General features: G+C 58.2%; 13 protein-coding genes, 1 tRNA gene and 1 pseudogene. 9 read left to right on the top strand and 6 right to left on the bottom strand.

What is annotated here, in order from left to right; all coding sequences use genetic code 11:
• Positions 1–428: 428 nt before the first annotated feature.
• Positions 429–719 carry a hypothetical protein gene (locus CWO89_RS22470; RefSeq protein WP_130580925.1) on the bottom strand — a complete coding sequence of 97 codons (291 nt, stop codon included), beginning with the start codon at positions 717–719 and terminating at the stop codon, positions 429–431.
• Positions 720–962: 243 nt separating this feature from the next.
• Here CWO89_RS22470 and CWO89_RS22465 point away from each other — a divergent pair.
• From CWO89_RS22465 to CWO89_RS48010, 3 genes are all read left to right on the top strand, one after another.
• Positions 963–1,052, top strand: a tRNA-Ser gene (locus CWO89_RS22465).
• A gap of 684 nt (positions 1,053–1,736) precedes the next feature.
• Positions 1,737–7,040 (top strand): AAA family ATPase, encoded by a 5,304-nt coding sequence (locus CWO89_RS22455; RefSeq protein ID WP_130580924.1) that lies wholly within the window; start codon positions 1,737–1,739, stop codon positions 7,038–7,040.
• 399 nt (positions 7,041–7,439) lie between these two features.
• Entirely contained in the window at positions 7,440–7,928 is a 489-nt protein-coding gene (locus tag CWO89_RS48010) for an argonaute/piwi family protein (protein ID WP_245476433.1), read from the top strand.
• A gap of 138 nt (positions 7,929–8,066) precedes the next feature.
• On the opposite strand, the gene CWO89_RS22445 is transcribed toward CWO89_RS48010, so the two are convergent.
• From CWO89_RS22445 to CWO89_RS22435, 3 genes are read right to left on the bottom strand one after another with little or no spacing between them, the layout of a single operon-like run.
• The gene (locus CWO89_RS22445; protein ID WP_130580923.1) at positions 8,067–8,504 is read right to left on the bottom strand and encodes a hypothetical protein; all 438 of its coding nucleotides are present in this window, start codon (positions 8,502–8,504) and stop codon (positions 8,067–8,069) included.
• Positions 8,501–9,886 carry a recombinase family protein gene (locus CWO89_RS22440; protein WP_130580922.1) on the bottom strand — a complete coding sequence of 462 codons (1,386 nt, stop codon included), beginning with the start codon at positions 9,884–9,886 and terminating at the stop codon, positions 8,501–8,503. Before CWO89_RS22440 ends, CWO89_RS22445 begins: the two co-directional genes overlap by 4 nt.
• Positions 9,887–9,894: 8 nt before the next feature.
• Complete coding sequence (locus tag CWO89_RS22435) at positions 9,895–10,329, bottom strand: DUF2924 domain-containing protein (RefSeq protein ID WP_130580921.1); 435 nt, start codon at positions 10,327–10,329, stop codon at positions 9,895–9,897.
• A 321-nt stretch (positions 10,330–10,650) separates the two neighbouring features.
• Between CWO89_RS22435 and CWO89_RS22430 the strand changes: the two genes are divergently transcribed.
• From CWO89_RS22430 to CWO89_RS22410, 5 genes and pseudogenes are all read left to right on the top strand, one after another.
• Positions 10,651–11,553, top strand: coding sequence for a hypothetical protein (locus CWO89_RS22430; protein ID WP_130580920.1), 903 nt, complete (start codon positions 10,651–10,653; stop codon positions 11,551–11,553).
• Between the two features lie 219 nt (positions 11,554–11,772).
• Entirely contained in the window at positions 11,773–12,003 is a 231-nt protein-coding gene (locus CWO89_RS22425) for a hypothetical protein (RefSeq protein ID WP_130580919.1), read from the top strand.
• The gene (locus CWO89_RS22420; RefSeq protein ID WP_130580918.1) at positions 12,000–12,734 is read left to right on the top strand and encodes a hypothetical protein; all 735 of its coding nucleotides are present in this window, start codon (positions 12,000–12,002) and stop codon (positions 12,732–12,734) included. The genes CWO89_RS22425 and CWO89_RS22420 overlap by 4 nt, the downstream gene beginning before the upstream one ends.
• 574 nt (positions 12,735–13,308) lie before the next feature.
• Positions 13,309–13,578, top strand: a complete 270-nt coding sequence (locus CWO89_RS22415; protein ID WP_028169241.1) for a DUF768 domain-containing protein — start codon at positions 13,309–13,311, stop codon at positions 13,576–13,578.
• Positions 13,579–13,723: 145 nt separating this feature from the next.
• A pseudogene (locus CWO89_RS22410) lies at positions 13,724–13,852 on the top strand (RlpA-like double-psi beta-barrel domain-containing protein); the annotation flags it as partial.
• A gap of 210 nt (positions 13,853–14,062) precedes the next feature.
• Here CWO89_RS22410 and CWO89_RS22405 read toward each other — a convergent pair.
• Together CWO89_RS22405 and CWO89_RS22400 are read right to left on the bottom strand one after the other, a co-directional pair.
• Complete coding sequence (locus tag CWO89_RS22405; RefSeq protein ID WP_130580916.1) at positions 14,063–16,918, bottom strand: ATP-binding protein; 2,856 nt, start codon at positions 16,916–16,918, stop codon at positions 14,063–14,065.
• 358 nt (positions 16,919–17,276) lie between these two features.
• Positions 17,277–18,173, bottom strand: coding sequence for a 3'-5' exonuclease (locus CWO89_RS22400; protein WP_130580915.1), 897 nt, complete (start codon positions 18,171–18,173; stop codon positions 17,277–17,279).
• Positions 18,174–18,184: 11 nt separating this feature from the next.
• Between CWO89_RS22400 and CWO89_RS22395 the strand changes: the two genes are divergently transcribed.
• Positions 18,185–19,813: DNA/RNA helicase domain-containing protein (locus tag CWO89_RS22395; protein WP_130580914.1), on the top strand; the 1,629-nt coding region annotated here is incomplete at its 3' end.

The raw sequence follows: 19,813 nt of genomic DNA, 5'->3' as shown, positions 1-19,813 counted from the left end.
CCCGCCCCTCATTCGCGTGAGACGCGCGGAGTTAAATCACTGATTTGCCCGACGGCGGAAGCGGAATATTTTTCGCTGCACGTCTGGACAGACTTTCGGCTGATTTGCCCGTCGGGTTGATTTGTCGCACCGAAAGCATCCACATCGTCATTGCGAGCGCAGCGAAGCAATCCATAGCGCCGCTTGTGGAGACGTGGATTGCTTCGCTCCGCTCGCAATGACGGAGGCAGTCATTCCGGGGCGATGCGATAGCATCGAGCCCGGAATCCATTTCTCCGCTTGTGTCCGCCGTCCGATGGATTCCGGGCTCGCGCTTCGCGCGCCCCCAGGAATGACGGAGAGTGATGAGCCTGTGGCCCACCCCTCGAGACGCCGCTCGCGCTGCTCCTCGGGGTGAGAAGGCCGCACGCCGTCAATGCAAGCGCAGATCAATAGCAATACGCCACGCCATCGAGCACCGGGCAGCGCGCCCGCCGCGAGTCGCTTGGATTCTCCATCGGCACGACGCCGCTGCCTTTGCCGACGAACACGCCTGGCCCGACCCTGACCGAGGACGGGTTGCCGACGATCACGCTCGGATGCGGCGAGGTCAGGCTCGAGCGCGTGCCGTCGCTCCAGATGATGGTGTCGCCCGAAAGCATCCCGCGCCGCCCGTCGTCGCAGCTCACGTCCGTGCCCGCCTTGATGCAGCTTTGCGCCAGCGCCGGACCGGCGCCCATAGCCGCCGCCACGACCAGGCCGAGAATCGCAAATGTCCGCTTCACGCCGCCCTCCACCACTGATTTGCCTTGCAGTCGTCGGCACGGCAAGGATTCGGGTTCAACAGGCCGAACCCGCGCCCCGATCCCGACCGCCAACCCCGCCGAAAAGCCAAGCTGTTCCAAAAACTTAAGGAAATTTCCGCTTCCGCCCCCTCTCTCCCTTGCAAAATCCGCCCCATCCCTTCAAGAGAGGGCGCTTCCGGAGAGATGGCCGAGTGGCTTAAGGCGCACGCTTGGAAAGCGTGTGTGCGGGAAACCGTACCGTGGGTTCGAATCCCACTCTCTCCGCCACTTCGCCCCGAAATTTCGTACCTCGAAACGGAGACAGGCCCGAAAATTTCGGCCGTTTTCATACTTTTGTTCGTCCTGGAGAACGCCGACCGTACTAAAAATGAGCCGCGAATGGGGCTGGAGAACGCGTTTTTCTCCGAATCCTAGAACGCCGGAAATTGGTGCGGTACGGCATTTCGCGAAAAACAGGTCCCTCGTCGGGGCCCAGTTTTGAATCTCTTTCGCTCAACCAACTCAAAAATCCGCCGTCTGCGAGTTCGATACCTCCTTGCCCAGCTGTCCACTCCGGCCTTCAGTTTTGGCCCGACAAATGCGCAAATGGCCCGGAAACTGCGGGTTTCGCGTATTCGTTTCCGTCTCCGCACTCGCAATTCGCGTGGCCGGGAGCGTGAATTGCCGAAAGTCTCCGACTAGTTCCGCGAAAACTCCCGTTTTGGAGACTTAGGCCGGAGACTTTGGTTCGATCAGCCACTGCGTGGCGATCGACGCAGTCCGTTATCGGGCTGATAAGCTTTTTACAACTCGTCAGGGCTCATAAGCTGAAGGTCATAGGTTCAAATCCTATCCCCGCAACCAATCCCTTGCCGCGCCTCAATTGCCGCCTAAATAAAGGCCTTCCGCCGCGAATATTGCTCGCTCGCACAATAACGAATTCAGAAAATCGATTCCCGGGGGCGGGATGCCTTGACCGACACACTTGAACAAAAACCGGCCTCCACCGAACTGACCGGCGGCGCGGGGTTTACATATGAAGACACGGTCGTCGCCTATTACCTCGCGCATCTGCTCCGGCAAGAGCGCGCGGCAGGCCAGCCTGGCATTGTCACCAGCGTCGCTGTTCAGCGGCAAGGCCACGGCCATCCCATGGATGATGTTATCGTCGGTCTCGACCATGCCGGTACGAATAAATCGCTTGAGCTTCAGGTTAAGCGCTCCGTCACCATCAGCGGCGCCGATGAGAAATTCAAAGAGATCGTCGCGGCGGCTGTGAAGACGCAAGCTACCGCTACCTTCATCAAAAACTCGGACGCGAGTGGATTTGTCGTCGAGCATGTCACGGACTCGACCTTCCGCAGCCTTTCACGGGTGATCGCCAGAGCAAAAGCGAGCCCGGACGCCAAAGACTTCGAACAGTATTTCGCGCCGGGCGGCACGGCGGGTGCTGACGACAAGGGACTGCGCGAAGCGTTGTTGCCCCTTACTGGCGCGGCCAATCTGGAGGAGGAAGTCAACTTCTACCGGAATTTCGCCGCGCTCCATCTGGCTGGGCTGGAAGATGGCGGTGCGCTCCGCCTTGAGATCGTCAATCGTCTGCAAGAAATCGTCGCGGATAATGTCGACGGTCAGGACATCCTTCTTTTCGATCGCCTCTGCCGCATCGCGCGCGAAGGCGCGGCGAACGCCGCCAAATGGACGCGTTCGTCCCTGCTCGCCCAACTGAAGGGCTCGGTGCGACTGAAAATTACACCGAACTTCAGCGACGACATCAAACGGCTGAATGCCGCCTCGCTCGATGCGCTCAACGATGTGTCCGAAACGGTCGATGACGTTCATGTCGCGCGCGACGGTTTGCAGGAGAAAGTCGCGAAGCAGCTGGAGAAGCATCGGGTTGTTTCCATCGGCGGCCTGCCGGGTTGCGGCAAATCTGCCGTTCTGAAGCACTTCGGAGCCAACGCCGCGAAGTCGGGCCCGATCCTCTTTCTCAAGAATGACCGGCTACTTGGAACGAGCTGGACGACTTTCGCGACAGCGCTCGGTGTGCGCCACGCCAGAGCGTCCGATCTTCTCGCCGAAATCGGGGCTTCAGGTACGCCCATCCTTTTTATCGATGGTATCGATCGTATCCGGCCAGATCAGCAACACATCATCACCGATCTCCTCCGCGCCATGGAGGCCGACCCAAACCTCCAGCACTGGAAGGTTCTCGCGAGTTCGCGCGATCAAGGTCTCGAAGCCTACCGGAATTGGTTTCCCCGGCAGTTTTACACCGCGAACGGCATGGGCAGCGTTTCGGTGAAGGGGTTCTCCGAAGACGAGGCGGAACGACTAGCTAAATCGAAGCCCAATCTGCGCCGCCTTCTGTTCAGTCCCAGCCAAGCCGTGGAGCAGATCGCGCGTCGTCCGTTTTTTGCGTCCGTGCTTGCCAAAGCCATTCCGCAAGACGCCGAACCGAAAACCGAAGCCGATCTGATCAACGCGTGGTGGCTGCGCGCCGGACATGACGCCATGGCCGAAACGGTGCCGCAACGCCAGCGCGCGCTCATCGACCTTGCTGAAAAAGGCGTGCGTAATCTCGGCAAGGAGATCTTGGTCCGCAATCTCAAGCCGGAGACCGTCGCTCAACTGACTGCGTTGGAGGCAGATAACATCATTCGTCTTGCGCGCGCAGGCGCGATGGTTTCATTCACGCACGACATCTTCTTTGAGTGGGTCTTCTTCCGGCTGCTCATCGAGCTCGGCGACACATGGCCTTCGGCGCTTTCCGCCGCCGGCGAACCGCCATTGCTTGGTCGCGTGGTGGGTTTGCTGGCTCAAGACGCGCTCACCGAACCCGGACGTTGGACCGCCGGATTGGCCCAGCTGGAAAGCTCTTCTTTGCGCGCCCAGTGGAAGCGCGAATGGCTCACGGCGCCACCCTTCACGAACACATTCGAGAAGGCCATCGACGAGTTCACGCAGCGTGTCGAGGCCGAGAACTTCGCTTTGTGCGAAAAGCTGTTCGTGTGGTTTCAGGCGCAGCACACCGTGCCGAGCCCCATCATCATGCAAGGGGCGATCAAGATTGAAGGCATGGACTCCATTCGCTTGGCCGATCTACTTGGATGGCCTTCGGACGGTGAAGCATGGGGACGCCTTATTGACTGGATCATCACGCGTTATGACAGGCTCCCACCGCGTCTTGTCCCGCAAGCGCTCGAGGTTTTAGGGGTTTGGCAGAACGCGCTATCGGACATTAAGAACAAACGCTCGAAGGACATTCTGGCGACGTGCAGTTCGTGGCTCGTCGATCTCGAAGCGAAAATCTACGCCGAGGGCTATGCGCGCCCGCGCGGCAAATGGGACGTCCTCGGCCACGAAGCGCAGAAGAGTCTCGCCACCGGGTTGCGTAACATGCTTCTCCGATCGGCCCGAAGTTATCCCGAGTTCGCGGTCGCGCTTTTTGAACGCGCCGCCAACAATGAGCACATGCTGCGGCCCGCATTCGACGATCTGATGGGCTTTACGCCGGTCATGGCGGAAGTTGCGCCGGAGGCGGTTGAAAAGGTCGCTGAAGCCAAGCTCTTGCAAGAATTGCCGCAGGACGAGTGTGACCGGCTCCGACGCGAAGAAGCTGAACACGCAAAGTGGCGCGAAGAGATCGGGGCAATTCCGGAGGAGAAGCGCACGCGCGATCAACAGATGGCGTTGTCGTCGGTCCACTTTCCGACGAGCATGTCCGAGTTCCGATTGGATGACGTCGGCCTCGACGCCCACAATCATTATTTCCACCCTTCATCGGCGCTGCACGAACCGTTCGCCAGCCTGCTCGCGAAGAGTCCCGCCGTTGGCCTTCGCTTCATCAAGAAACTTACGAACCACGCGACCACCGGCTGGCGTCAAATCCATAAACTCGGCCGCCGCGAACACGGCACTCCGATTCCTATCGTCCTGGACTTCCCGTGGGGCAAGCAGGAGTTCTGGGGTGACTGGCACGTCTTCGGCTGGGGCCTTGGTATGCTGGGCTCCGAATTGCTCCAGTGTGCCTATCTGTCGCTCGCCTATTGGGCCTTCAAGGAGATCGAGAAAGGCCGCTCCACCAGCGACGTGATCAAGGAAATCCTCGAAGGCAGCGAGTGCTATGCCACGCTGGGCCTTTGCCTGCGTCTTGCCATCGAGACGTTCGAGGTTTCTGAAACGACGCTGCCCATCGTCACGTGCCAGCGCTTGTGGGAGCATGATATGGCGCGGCTCATTCAAGAGCCGCAGAAGGATGTCGACCTTTTCGGGTTCGGTTTCCTCACGAAATTGACGGGTGAAAAAGCGAAGGCGAAAGCGTTCCTCGAAAGCCGCGAATACCGCAAACACGATGTGCGTGAACTGGCGATGCATTTTGCCATCAGCAGCGACACGAGCCTGCGGGATCGCTTCAAGAAGGCGCTGGCGGCGTTCCCGGCAAACCTACCGTTCGAGCTCGAAGAAGAACGCGAACACCCGAAGCTGGCGCAGCAATTGAAGGAGAAGGCCGAGCTTTGGTCCGGCCTTGGCGATATCGAGAATTATCGGCGCTACGAGATGCAAGGCGATCAAGTCGCCATCGGCTATGAGCCGCCGAAACCGCTGCCCGAAGCCACGCAACAGAAGGCCGCCAAGGCCTCAGAGTCCTTGGGCCAAACGCGTGTGCTGAATTGGGCCATGAAATCCTTGAATGAAGGCAAGCCTGCCGAGGGCTGGTCGTTAGATAAGGCAATCGAATACGCCAAGAAGCACGACCGCAATGACCTCTTCGATGAGCGCGCCGATGTCGGGCCCCACGCGGTCCAAAGCGGCGTCTCCGCTATCGCCGCGTGCGTTATCCGATATGCCGATAAAGATTCGGCGGATCGGCCATGGGCGTGGAATGTGATGGACCGCGTTCTGAAGATGCGCGAGCCCGGGGATTATGGGGGGTCGAAGATTCCGTGGCATCCGTCCTTTCATCTTATTTCCGCGCTATTCCACGACCGCAAGAGTACCGCGCCCCGTTCGGAGGCGTCAGCCAGCCTCATTGAGCTTGCGAGCCATACGAACGAAGATGTGCAGCTCATGGCTTTCCAAGCCCTCTTTTTGGACCCGGACCCGCATGTGAAGTGGGTAGCGGCGCACTTCGCGTTCGACCTCGCGCATTACATCGATCCCATTCAGAACGAAACGACCTTTGAGCGCGATGACACGGAAGATCGCGACGCACGCAAGGCAGCTGTGGCGAAAGCGTTGAATGCCCTTGGTGTTGAAGCCGAGACGGGCTTCGAGCCGTTACCGCCGGCATGGGTGAAGGCACCGAAGCGCAACAGACGTGAAGGGGATTATTGGACCGACCCAAAGCGTTCGTTTGACGGGCAATATGCCGCCAAGCTCTTCGCGCACTTTCCGCTTGAAGAGTGGTGCCGGTCAGATGTTTACCGCGTGAAAATCGGACCGCTCCTCGTCGATCTTGCGCGCTGGACGGCCGACCGGCTGATGCCATCGTGGGACGATAAGAAGCGCCGCGACAAACAAACGAATTTGTTCGAATGGGACCACGCCTTAGGCACCATGTTCGCCCGCGTCTTACCGTTTTTCGATCTGCAATGGATTCGCGAGCACTTTCTTAAGCCGTTCTCGCAGGACGACGAAGAGGCGTTGCGCGTGCTTGCAGAGTTCGCGGACAGCACTGTCAGACGGCATGTCTTGGATGCCAAAGACGTCCCCGCCAATGCACTGCCTGTCCTCCACGACTGTGTGCAGCGCGTGATCGACGACAGAACGTTCAGCCCGAACGGTTACCGTGCGGGGGAAGTGCACGGCTATGACATGCCGATTCTCATCAAGGCGCTCCTGTTTGTGAACGTCGAAGCCGAATGTCCGGGCGCAGCGCGGTTCGTCAACGGCGATTGGAGTGAGATAGCGGTCATCATCCCGCTCGTCACGAAGCTCATGAAAGCGACCGGCTGGTCAACCTTCGTCATGCAAAACTACCTGACCCTGTGCGAGAAAGCCGGGGCATCATACGCCCTTGATGCGTTTATCGATCAGTCCGGGGCGGCATTGGACTCTATCGAATACGCAAAAGGCAGTTGGGTCGGGACATCACTGCCTGCGCGGCTCGCGGCAATCATCCAGCGCCTCGCAGAAGCGAATTACCCCCTCGAAGTTAACCGTGCACGCGGCCTCTTAAGGCTTCTCGACGCGCTGATCGACCTTGGCGACCGGCGTAGCGCGGCGCTTGAACAAGATGAGGCATTTCGTCGTGTCCAAGGGTCCGTTCGTTGAGCCGCGTATCCTTAGGCGCGGTCATCCAAAAGTACGATGACAGTGTCCTATTATATATCAAAATTTTTTGCAGAAGATAATGCCTAGAGTCCGGACAGAGGTAGCTTAAGTCCGCAGCTCTGGATCTCCTGAATGGTGCGCGTCGCTCGTCTCGCCCGGCCTGTTCAGGTGGGGCGGCGACTTCATGACGGCGCTTTACTATAAGGGTACGGGGCGCATCCCGTGGCGGAAGACATCCACGCAGGGCGAGTTCACCGCCTGTTATATTCGCGTCAGCTTCTACCGCGAAGTGGGAGGCTAACAGCTCGTCACCAGCGCGACGCAAATGTTCGATGAACATGGGCGCGGCTTTATCTTGAAGAAAAAGCGTGCCGAGGAGAGCCGGGAACGGCATCCTACATGACGAAGGAGGATGCGCACGAATTGATTTCTGGGGCGCTTGCTGCTTACAAAAAGCATCATCAAAACTTTCCCGCGCGTGTCATCGTTCTCAAGACTTCGCGGTTTCGCGACAAGGAAGCCGAAGGCATTTTGGCAGCGATCGAAGAAGCCGGAGCCGAGCTGCGGGATCTGGTTTGGGTTCAAGAGTCGTATTCGGTCAAAGTGCTGCGTGATGGCAATTATCCCGTGATGCGTGGCACCTTCGTCGAGTTGGACGGCAAGGGTTTGCTCTACACAAACGGCAGCATCCCCTATTACGGCACGTATCCCGGACTTTACGATCCGCGGCCACTGCTCTTATGTCCTTATAAGGGTCACGACAGCACCATCGCGCAGATAGCGGCTGAAGTCTTGGCGCTGACCAAGGTGAATTGGAATTCAAACCCAAATGAACCAGAAGCTGGCCATTCCCATTCGTGCTGCGAGGGCGGGCGGCGAAGTTCATAATATGCGACCGACCGAACAAATAGTTCTGACTATGCACGTTATATCTAGCGATTGGACTGCGGGCCGGTGGGATGGCCCTTCCAACATTCGATGGGCGAACCGGGACCGAGCACCCCCGGCAGCACGCGGGGCCTAAGCCTATGTGCGAAACATCGCTTCTTGCTCGCGCCACTCGATAGGGATGGACTTCAGCAGCTGCGCGAGGTCCAGCCCTTCTGGCTGTGAGCCATTCAGGATAGCTTCAGTGAGCGTGGGCGATAGCAGTGTTAGCCGTAGCACCCGGCAGAGATAAGACTCGTTGATCTTCTCTGCTTTGGCTAGCTCGCGCACCGAGGCAAATAGATTTGACTCGAGCATGTTGCGCCATCGATGCGCGCGCACCAGAGCCTTCACAAGCGTATTGTCAACCCGGGGTGGCGGAGGCGACCAGGTCGGCGCCGCTGCCGGGGTGACGACGCGCTTGCGGCCGCCCTGGCGACGGAATGAAATCGGGATGCTGACGACCATCGTCCGGCCGTCGCGGCTCAGTTTCGGCCTTCCAAGCGGCCCAAGGGTGATAGTGGTCGGTCGGTTCATTCGGCGGCTTCTTGAAAGGTCGGTTGCGTCCCCAGCTCCGCGGCCAGGGAGGTCAGCCCTAAAATGTTCAGGGTGATGTCAAGCCGCTCTGGGCCGAGATCGACGCGGTTGACGAGCAGCTCGACAATGCGGGCCTGTTCTGCCGGAAATAGCTCGTCCCAAAGCTCGTCAAACCCGAGAAGGGCGTTGCGCACTTCAGTTTCGCTGATGTCCTTGCGCTGCTTGCGAGCTGCGCGCCAGGTCTGGACGATGATTTCGGGCATCTTGAGAAGCCCGCGAACCTGGTCCATGACGATGCGCTCGAGTTCGGCGGCCGGCGCAAGCGGGACGGGACAGTCGGATCTCCCCCGCTTCATCGCACTCTGGCTAATATAATACCGGTACAGCCGCCCCGATTTCCGGGTGTGGGTCGGGGACATGGCGGCGCCGTCGGGACCAAAAAGCAGGCCTTTCAAGAGCGCCGGAGTTTGCGCGCGGGTGTTGTTTGCTCGCTTGCGCGGGCTTTCCTTCAGAATGGCGTGGACCTGGTCCCAGAGCTTACGGTCGATGATGGGCTCATGTTCGCCGGGGTAGGACGTTCCCTTGTGGACGGCGTCGCCGATATAGACGCGATTGTTGAGCATCTTGTAGAGCACGCCCTTATCCAGGAGGTGCCCATAGCGGTTCGTCTCGCCGGCGGCGACCAGCTCACGTGCCAACCGGGTCGCGGACTTCAGCTGGACGAACCGCCGAAAGATCGCCCTGACGCGTTCCGCGTCCCGTTCGTGGATGATCAGCTTGCGCTCACGAACCTCATAGCCGAGCGGAGTCCAGCCGCCCATCCATTTGCCGCGCTTGCGCGAGGCTGCGACCTTGTCGCGGATGCGCTCGCCAATCAGCTCACGCTCAAACTGCGCGAAGGTCACCAGGATGTTGAGGGCCATGCGTCCCATGGCATCTTTGGTGTTGAAAGACTGGGTGACGGAAACGAAGGTAACGCCGTGGCGCTCGAACAGCTCGACGAGATTGAGAAAGTCGAGCATCGAGCGGGAAAGCCGATCAATTTTATAGACGACGATCACGTCGATCTTGCCGGCTTTGACGTCAGCCAGAAGCCGCTTCAATGCCGGCCGTTCCAGTGTGCCCCCTGAAAAACCCCCGTCATCGTAGCGATCTGAGACCGGAGACCAGCCTTCGGCTCTCTGGCTGACAACGTAGGCCTCGCAAGATTCCCGCTGCGCATCCAGCGAGTTGAAATCCATGTCGAGGCCTTCCTCGCTGGACTTGCGTGTATAGATGGCGCACCGGAGCTTCCTGACTGCCGGGATGCGGGCCGAAGAGCCGTTCTCGAAAGGACTGGCGAAGCCTTTGTCGGCCTTCTTTGGCCGGCTACGGGAGGTCATTTCCGGTCCTATGAACTCTTCAGGCCGAAGAAGACCCAGCCATTCCATTTTGTCCCGGTGATCTGCCGTGCCACCGAAGACAGTGACTTATAGGGACGGCCAAGGTATTCGAAATCGTCGTGCCTGACGGTGACGCAGTGCTCCACGCCTTCCCACTCCCGTATCAACTTGGTGCCGGCAACAGGGCGCAGGATCGGCCGAGCCTTGCGATCCGCCGGCTTTTGGTCTGCGTACTGCTTGGCCATCGCCTTCAGCCGCTCCTGGGTCTCCCGGCTCAACCCGCCATAGGCCAACTCCTGGATCCGATAGGCTAGCCGGTTCTCCAGGAATCGGCGGTTGTAGGCGGGGGGCTCGGTGTCAAAGAGCTCTCGCCAACGGGTTTTCAAAGCGGTAATGGGGGCGCCTTTCAGGGCCGCCAGTTGCGACAAAACGGTCTCTTTCATGGAGCGAAGTCCTGGTTCGTGGCGGCGACATCACCCTCAGACAGGCTCCTACAGTCGAGCGGAGAATTCGCTTTGCCGTGCAAGATTTGACTGGACTTCCGCTCCAAAACACGCAGGAAGCCGGCCGCCAAAATGTCGGCAATTTCAACGATCGCCTGGTCGCCGTGCGAGGAGTTTCCCCCAGGGTAGCGTTTTCCAGTGATCCACGAATCGGTTTCTATTGCCATGCTCAGGACTGAAGCCGATCCGGACGATTTGTCCGGCGCTCAACCTGGCTGCTCGTCAACCGAGGTTGACCGCAGGGTTCATCGGGAGAGGCAAGTGAGAAAGCGGTGGACGTTCGAAACATCTGCGCATGCAGCGTGTGCGCGGGGGCCGCTGCGAGCGCTTGAGGAAGCTGTCGCGCTGCTCGCACCGTTTAAGCATCGTCCCAAAAAGCGGCCGGGCCTTGATTCGAGTGAACTGCTTTCAATGGATCCAGAGACGTTAGCCAGGGCTTCCGTGGAAGGTTTGGCCGAGTATCTGAACTCGTTGCTGAACCGCGCGCATCTCGCGCCAAGAAGCAAAGAAATCAAGGCTAACCTGAAGCGACTTCGCGGCAAACTGCTAGATATCTGCGGTGAACTCGCTTCGCTCGACGACTGGTCACGGCTGCACCTTCAGAGCTCATCGGAACCACCGTTTGACCTCGAATTGCTACCCCCAGTCGCAGGGCTCGGTCGAGGAGGGTTCGCTGAGGGCGCTGCGCAAATAGCGAGTAGAATCGATAGTGTACTGTTGACCCTGCCTGCCGACCGTGGTGGACGACAGAATCATGATGAACACTTTTTAGGGACCGCAAAAACAAGATTCGTTCGAGAAGCTTTTGATCTATTTGATTCATATCATCCGCGGAGCGCAAGCTCGACTGAGGGAGCACCCTTCCATACGTTCATTCATAGGGTCTATGAATACGCGACAGGCGAACATGACGAGGATCGCGCGGCCCTCTCCCATAAGATCCGTTCTCTCATAACAGCGCTCCATCAATACCAAATGGCAGATGAGCGATTTTGGGCTATCGAAATGAAAATCAGCGGCCTCGCAATCGATGACCCAGAGTGCGCTAAACTTCGCGGGCGACAGCGCGAGTTTAGCAAGCAAAAACAAGCGCTTGGATCTATATTCGTGCCTGCCCTGGGACGTGTAGAAAAACGTCAACCTCGGAAGAAGAATAGGGGGTAGACAGCAAGCCTGAATCATCAAGTTAGCTCAAGCTACCAGCCGTTGTCCTCGAGGAGAGCGGTTGATGTCCGCAGTAGACAGTGAATCATTGCATACGACGGAGCGGGGTCGCCTCGCCGTATTAGGTAATTTCTCTTCATCGCTCTCCCCGGAATGTGCGCGCTATCGGTTCTCGCGACGCTCTGACGCTCGTGACTGCGCAGTTCCTCGAGCGTCGCAATGAAAGGGCTATCTGCAAAGCGGTCGCACAAGCCGGCGACGACGTCGCGCTTCGTGCAAAGCCGATTCAAGCCCCTGGAGCGTTCGGTCTACATCGGACGCGGGAGCCTCCGACTATACGTGCGCATCGCCGGGGAGCAACGTAAGGCCCACGAGGTGGGTCAGCGGCGCATCGGCAGGTTCAGTAAACGCACTGCCGCGCTGGCCACGATGGCCGACAGCGCGCAATGACCTCCTATATCCCACGCGCGCCTGATTTCGCCGCGAGCATTGAGCGGCTGAAAGCTCGTCCATGGAATGAGTCCATCGTCCAGGCGTATGAACAGGGCTCGATAGCCACGAAACCGGCGGCGCCCCCTGCAGCTTCCCCGAAGCCACTAAAAGCCTCTCGTTTAGTTCCGCGGCAACGGCCGCGGTCACCCAATCGCCAAGCTTCGCGAGATCGACGGCGGCGGCTCGGTGGGTCCAGCGCTCTGCCCGATACGCTTCGGCATTGTTATACCGAAGGACAGCGGGCTGTTCTTTGCATCATCGCAGGCGAGATCAAGCACCACGGCGTATGCGATTTGCCGATCGACAAAATAGCCGCGCTTGCCGGCGTCTGCCGGACCACCGTCCAAACCACTTTGCATGAAGGCCGCCGGCTGTTCCATCTCAAGGTCACCGAGCGTCCGATGCGAGGCCGCAAGAGCCTCACCAATCTGGTGGAAATTATCTCGACGGAATGGCGAGCCTGGATTTCACGCGCACCGTCAGACCATCGCCCGAGAGGGTCCAATTCTGTGAAAATGGCGAGCACCACGAAGAACACAGAAAGAAGAAAGGAAGAGGCTTTCCGAGTAACTCGTGGCGATTGCTATCAAGAAAACGAGCCCCAAACTCGGGGGCTTGCACAGAGAAGGATTGGAAATGCCAACGCGTGCACCGCGTTCAGGGTCGACCAGCGTCCCAAGCGCGAATAGACCAACGCGAGAGACGCGTCTCCGGGGCGAAGCGCCCAGAATGTACGTCTCTGGGATGTGTTGTTGATCCGGCCCTCGGTTGACGGACATCGGCCTCCTCTATGGCGGATTGCTTGTGGGTCCTTCCAGCAGCTTAGCGTATCGCGAGTAGTTCGCATCCCGGCATCTCGGTAGCTGGAGGTTCGAAAAGTTAGGTTGACAGAGTTGACATGGTTGACAGTGATGGTTGACAAGCCGAAGCAGAGTCCACGCAAGTGCGTGGGAGCTTGCGTTTGGCCTAAGCTAAACTTCGCAAATTGCGAATATTGCTGCCCAAAGCAGTTGGAGGCGTGCAGGGGGCTGGTCGTCCAGCCTGCTGATCATCATTTCTCTGGCATTTGCAAACCACGGGCTCGCATTGCGATAAACGCGTGAGAGCTGTCGCACGTTGCCGCTCAGCGATAAGGCGGCAGCTTACGCCTTCGCCCGCGTTGACGAGTATTGTTCCCATGCGCCGCTTAGAGCTTGCTTTTCACCCGACTCTTCAACCCCATTGAGGCAGGATGGTTTTGTTGATGCGGCGGGAAAGGCGCAAATGAGCACCAAGGTGCGCGAATTTATCGATTTTTGGATCGAGAATAGCATCCACGCTTTCGATCGAATTGGTGCGGGCGGTGCCTCTCAAGACGTAGCGGAACTGGCGCGGCGCTGCATCCAAATGGCAAGGGACCAGGGCATCTCGGAACGGGCCATCAACGCCGAAATCGGCAACCTTGCGGAATACATCGCTCGGGAACTTGCGGCCGCAAACAAAGCCGAAACCACGCGGCGGCAGCACGAGAAGGGCGGCAGATCAGAGGGATAAGCACGCTTCGGCGATCCGATGGCTTGCCGCTATGCCAATCTGACCCTTGCCCCCTTGGAACGAAGCCATTCGGCTGGCGTCGCTTGTTTAGCTGCTCCTGCGTTCGCTGAAACCTGTACCGATTCCCGTTATGGATACGGCGGAAGCCCGAACCGCATCTGGCGAACGGATGAATCCAAGCGACATGACCGCAGCGCACCGTTCCAGACTGTTCGGCTCTCAAGTGACGGTCACCTCACGTTCGACCCGCCGAAGCGTTACAGTTCGAATAAATGGATGGGACTGCAGTAGTTTCTCTCCACTGAAGCAGAAATGAGCACGAGTGGCTTCGGGTTGGTGCTCGCTCAACAGCTGATCACTTTGACCGGTGTCCGACCGACACTGGAAGTACCAAGGTCCGCGGTCAGATGCAAAGCGATCGAGCTCTGGATAGACCTAGTGTTGGCTTCTTACCCGATGCCGACCTTAGCTCTCCCGTCCGAGGCTAAGTGTTGCGTAACTGATCGATCAGTGCGCGTGCTCTCTTTAGATCATTGGTCGCGAAACCTTCACTGAATTTGTTGTAGACCGATGATAGAAGCTGTTCCGCCGCGGCAGGCTTGTCCCGACCACGCCACAACTCAGCTAAACTCATCGCCGTGCGCAATTGCCAAGACGGCGTTTGCTGCCGGCGCGCTGAATCGATTGACTGCAAGAAGTGCCCCTCAGCCTCTGTGGCAGCCGCAGGGTGGCGGGTCCGAAGAATGAGCTCGCCCTTGACGCGCAGAATTTCGGCAAAACACCATCGCTCCTGATTCCGCTGGGATCGCGTGAGAGCCTCTTCGATTGCAGCAAGTCCTTGTGCGACTTGCCCGCTACGAGCTAAGCCTTCCGCGAAGGCCACGAGAAATGCAGTGAGGTACTGGGCAAAGCCCGCCTTGCGAAGGTCATCAACAGCGGCGCCGAGAAGCCGCAATCCAGCGTCTACATCGGCGCGCTGGATGAGCAGCTGGCCTCTAAAACACTTGCCGTAGATAAGCCAAACCTCCACTGCGTGCCGATCGGCGCGGTCGATGAGCATTGTCGTGTACCTTTCCGCAGCCGGCAAATCGCCGGCCAAAAAGGCGACCGGGCACGCGGATTGGGCGAGAGCGTTGCATAGGGAAAGCGTGTGATCGATGGACAATGCGTGTTCGATGCTATCCTTGACCGTACGCATCGCTTGATCGGCGAATCCCTGCAGCCAGAGAACTCGGGCCATCGTGATATTTGCCGTTGTGCTTTGCTCGAACTGAAAGCGGACCACATCTGAGTGGTGATCACGGGTGATGTAGTGAGAGAGCATGGGCTCGATGTGCTGCCGCGCACCTATCTGGTCCCCCAGGAAATGTAACGATGCGCCTACCATTCGATCGCCGACAGGCAGGTCAGCGCGATCGGCCTCCGTCGCGGCATGGTTACGAAACTTGCTTGCAAGCTCGAGCGCCGCGGGGAAATCGCCGCTGTTTAAGCGTCCGGCCCACAGACCCCAGAGCGAACGCAGTGAATAGTCGGTATCACCGAACCTTTCGGCGAGTTCGAGCGCAATGGTCCACGCGAAGCCAGTATCCTGCACAGATGCTGTTAAAAAAAATCTCGACCAATCCAGCGCGGCGTATAGCTGCATCTTGCGGCGTTCGTCTTCGGTCGATCTAGGCTGGAAAGCGGCGAGTGCCTGTTCGACGCGTCCGCGACACTCGCTTATCAGCGACAATCGAAACCACATAGGCGCTGCGGAGACGGTAAGAGCCACGCCGACCGCCGCGTCGCCTTTCGGCGAAAAAGCCCAGTCCAGGGCCGCACGTAGATCGTCGATGTGACGAGCATGCGTGGCCAGCCACTCGTCAGTCCGCTGCGATGTCCATTCTGCCCCCGCTTGCTCGAATAAATCCCTCTGATGCTCGGCATGACGGCGTACATATTGCTCGAGCTCGTCACTTTCGGCGAGCTTCTGCGCCGCGTATACGCGCAGCGTGTCCGACAATCGATATTGCACAACAGCGCCACCAACGTCTGCCGCCACGAGCGACTTCGCGACCAAATTGGCCAGATCATTCGGCACGTCGGAATTTGCAACCGAAGCCACTGCGCTTGCAGACTCCAACGTGAAGGCGCCGCGAAAGACCGACAGGCGGCGCAACAGTGCACGTTCGACTTCGGGCAGAAACTCGTAACTCCAGTCAAGCGCAGAAGTTAGCGTTCGATGTCGTGGCCGCACGGAACGCTTACCGTAGTTCAGGAGGTTAAGTTGACTGCTTAGCAGCGACGACAGTTGTCGAACACCAAAGGCCTCAACACGACTCGCAGCCAGCTCGATAGCAAGCGGCAGCCCTCCGAGCTTTCGACAGATTTCGGCAACGGCAGGCGCCTCAGCCTCTTCCAGCTCGAAACCTTCAAGCATCGCTGCCGCTCGCTCGACGAACAATTGGATCGACGGAAATGAAAGAGCGTCCGAAGCTGTTATCCTCGATGGATTGGGCGGAACCCCGAGAGGCGGTAAGCGGTGCAATTGCTCGCCTTGCGCACGCAGCGGTTCCCGGCTGGTCGCCAAGATATGCACCTGCGGCGCGGCAGCCAAGATCTGCTCCGCCAATGCAGCTACTGCTCCGACCACGTGATCACATGTATCGAGCACGATCAGCATCCGTCTAATCCGCAGGTGCGCGACAAGCTCTGGGATCGGGTTCTCTGAATGCGTCTCAAGCCCCAGTGCGGAAGCGAGTGCACCTGCAACAAAATGCTCATCGTTAAGCGGTGCGAGATCAACAAACCAAATTCCGTGTTCATACGTCCCGATGACTGCCTCTGCGACGGTGAGGGCAACCGTTGTTTTGCCAACGCCGCCTTCCCCTACAATGGTGATTAACCGTTGTCGCGGAAACCGATCCAGCAGCGCACTGATGGTATCGCCTCGGCCCAGCGCTCGCGTATGTAGACTTGGCAGATTGTGCTTGCGATCAACCGCGGCGCTCGGTGGTGTTATCGGCTTTACTGCAGAGGAAAATTCGACTGGTGCTACGAAGGTATAGCCGCGTCCCTGAACAGTGGCCAAATAGCGCCGTCCTGGCTGTCCGTCACCAAGCGCTCTTCTGAGGGAGCAGATATGAAACTTAAGGCTATTTTCGTCGACCGTCGTGTCAGGCCAGACCCGGTCCATCAATTCATTCTTGCTAACCAGTTCACCGGAGCGCTCGGTAAGCGCGATCAATATTTCCAAGGCCCGGCCGCCGAGACGAACCGGGTTTTCATCCTCCATCAACAGCATCTGCCCCGGAAAGAGGCGAAATGGACCAAATGATGCTATGCGATCAGCGGAGGTCACGAGCTCCCTTCCATTTTCCTAGTCGCGCCTGACCCGCGTTTAGCTGCGATTATTTCTCCTTCGCCTACAGAATCTGCAACTCGATCTCCGTTCCGCACGATCCCAGATTCGAGCTAGTTACGCCGGACCGCGCAGCGAAACAAACGTGTATAGATTGGCGCTCTGCGGGCGGTGAGCGCCCCGATTCAATCAAATTTTCCGGTGCGTGTCAGCGGGCTAGGTATTCGGAAGTCCCCAATTGTCAGTGGGGGGAACTCGCGCATCCCACCCTACTTCGCACGCAAGGAATCGGAATTAAATACAAAAAAAGCCACTGGCGGTCAGCGCCTAGCCGAGTTTCCACGACAGCACAGCGAGATCAAACCCTGTTCGAAAACCTATTCATCGCGCTCATCATCTGGATTCGCGGATCCACATCTCGCAGATAAATTGTCTTCCGTAAGAACTCGATCTCAGCTGTTTGACTGGCCTCGTCCACGTCAATATGCCAAGACCGCGGCCTTCCATCGCAGCCGTCGCTCCAGCGATAGCCCCGCTTCTTGAGCGTGTCCTTCAGCTCAAACGGAGATTGTTCTGCCCAAATACGAATAGTCTTGCGGCGAGCTCGCTCAAGCAGGAGTGCGAAGGCGGATCGATTCAGTTTCGGGACGTCCGACGATAGGATCTCTATCAATGCTCTACAGTCGTCGATGGCTCGATGCGCCTGATGGAAGAGACCAACGCCGGCCAATAGATAACCTAGGCGAGACCCGTGGAATCCGTGCTTTCGCCACTCGACCTCCGTCGCTGAACAAGCCCAGGGCTTCCTCTCGAACTGGGGCCAATATCGCTCCGCAAACTTTCGGTCGAGGTTCGCATTGTGGGCTATGACCAGAACTGCGTCCGAGACGAAGGACGCAACGACATCGGGATCGATACGATGGCCCGATACCATCTCATCGGTAATGCCCGTGAGCTCGGTAATCTCTTCCGGTATCGGAATTGACGGCTCGTTGAAGGCAGAAAAGACCTCCGTAATGGCCGCTATTCTATCGTCCGGCAGATAGGTGAACTTGACCATGGCAAGTTCGATGATTTCGTCCCGCGCCGTGTTCAGTCCAGTAGTCTCGACGTCGAGCAGAATGCCAGTTCTCGTAGCTTGCCCATTGCATATTGCAAACTCATCTCTTGGGATAAGCTTGCGAAGAACGCGATAATCGGAAGATTGGGCTAGTATCTCGGCCATTTTTGCGAGATTGATATTCTCTAAGGACATAGGATCAACCGTTGAATTACGCAGAAGCACGGGCTCAGACCGCTCTAGTTACCGCGTATTATTCTAGCCCGATCGCGGACGTTGTCGATCAGGCCTCCGAAGCGATCCTGGGACATCTCGCCAAGCGAAACCCGTTCGCATTGGATGCGCTGCAGCGTAACGCGTGGCTAGGCCAGATCGATATCGTTCGACGCCAACTCCGGGGCCTCAACGGTTGGATCGCCTTTGAATTTGCTATCCCTCGTATGGGCAAGCGGGCTGACGTGGTGCTGGTTACTGCGGGGGTCGTCTTCGTCATCGAGTTCAAGGTGGGGTCGCGTCAATTCGATGCAGCGGCCTTCGATCAGGTGATGGATTACGCCCTCGACCTCAAGAACTTTCATGCCGGCAGCCACGATCGCCGAATAGTTCCGATCGTTGTTGCGACGATGGCCGATGAGTCTCCGTTCAAGTTGACGTGGGGATTAGACGGGGTGGCCGGCCCAATCGGCTCAAATGGTAACAACCTCGGAAAATTCGTCGCGGAGGTTGTCAGGCAAACACCGGGGCAGGGTGGCCTTGATGGCGAACAATGGTCCCGAACCGGATACAGGCCGACACCTACGATCATTGAAGCGGCGCAGGCGCTCTATCAAGGACACCGCGTGGAAAACATCACTCGGTCCGACGCCGGGGCAAAGAATCTGAGCGAGACAGCGGCCTGCCTCGCTGGGATTATTGAAGACGCCAAGGCGCACCAGTACAAGTCAATTTGCTTCGTGACTGGTGTGCCTGGTGCCGGAAAAACGTTGGCTGGTCTCAATTTGGTGACCCTTCGAACTAAGGCTCACGAAGAAGAGCACGCAGTGTTTCTTTCCGGCAATGGACCGCTTGTCGAGGTGCTGCGCGAAGCGCTCGCCCGCGACGAGTATGGAAGGCTAAAAGAGCGGGGTCAAAAGACCAAGAAAGCCGACGCCGCCCGGAAAGTGAACAGCTTTGTTCAGAACATCATGCACTTTCGGGACGGCAATCTGACGACCACAGAGCCTCCCATTGAGCGGGTAGCAGTATTTGACGAGGCACAGCGCGCTTGGGATAAGAATCACTTAGCGAAGTTCATGGGCCAGAAACGAGGCCAGTCTGATTTTCAGATGTCGGAGCCCGAATTCCTTGTTAGCGTGATGGATCGGCATGACGGCTGGTGCGTCATCATTTGCCTGGTTGGGGGAGGGCAGGAAATCAACGCCGGTGAGGCTGGCTTGACCGAGTGGTTTTCGGCGCTCAAGCGCAGTTTCCGTGGCTGGAAAGTCTACACTTCTACGAAGCTGGCGCACCGGGACTATCACTGGGGGCAGGATCTTGCGGCCGAGCTCGAGGGGCTCGACAGGCAATCCTTGTCGGCGCTCCACCTTGCTGTCTCGGTTCGATCGTTTCGTGCCGAAAAGTTGTCGGAGTTTGTTGGTGCATTGGTCGCAGGTGAGGCTGATGAGGCCGAGCAAATCTATCAGGCGATTAAGGCGTCATTTCCGATCGCGGTAACGCGAAGTCTAGTTCAGGCAAAGCAGTGGCTTCGCAATCGCGCGCGAGGCTCTGAACGGATTGGTCTGGTGGCGTCATCAGGTGCATCGCGCCTTAAGCCAGAGGGGATCAACGTCCAGGGG

The organism is Bradyrhizobium sp. Leo170 (genome assembly GCF_004296405.1).
In the GTDB taxonomy this organism is placed as follows: Bacteria; Pseudomonadota; Alphaproteobacteria; order Rhizobiales; family Xanthobacteraceae; genus Bradyrhizobium.
Note: the sequence above shows the minus strand (reverse complement) of the source record. Positions and strands in the feature narration are given on the sequence as shown.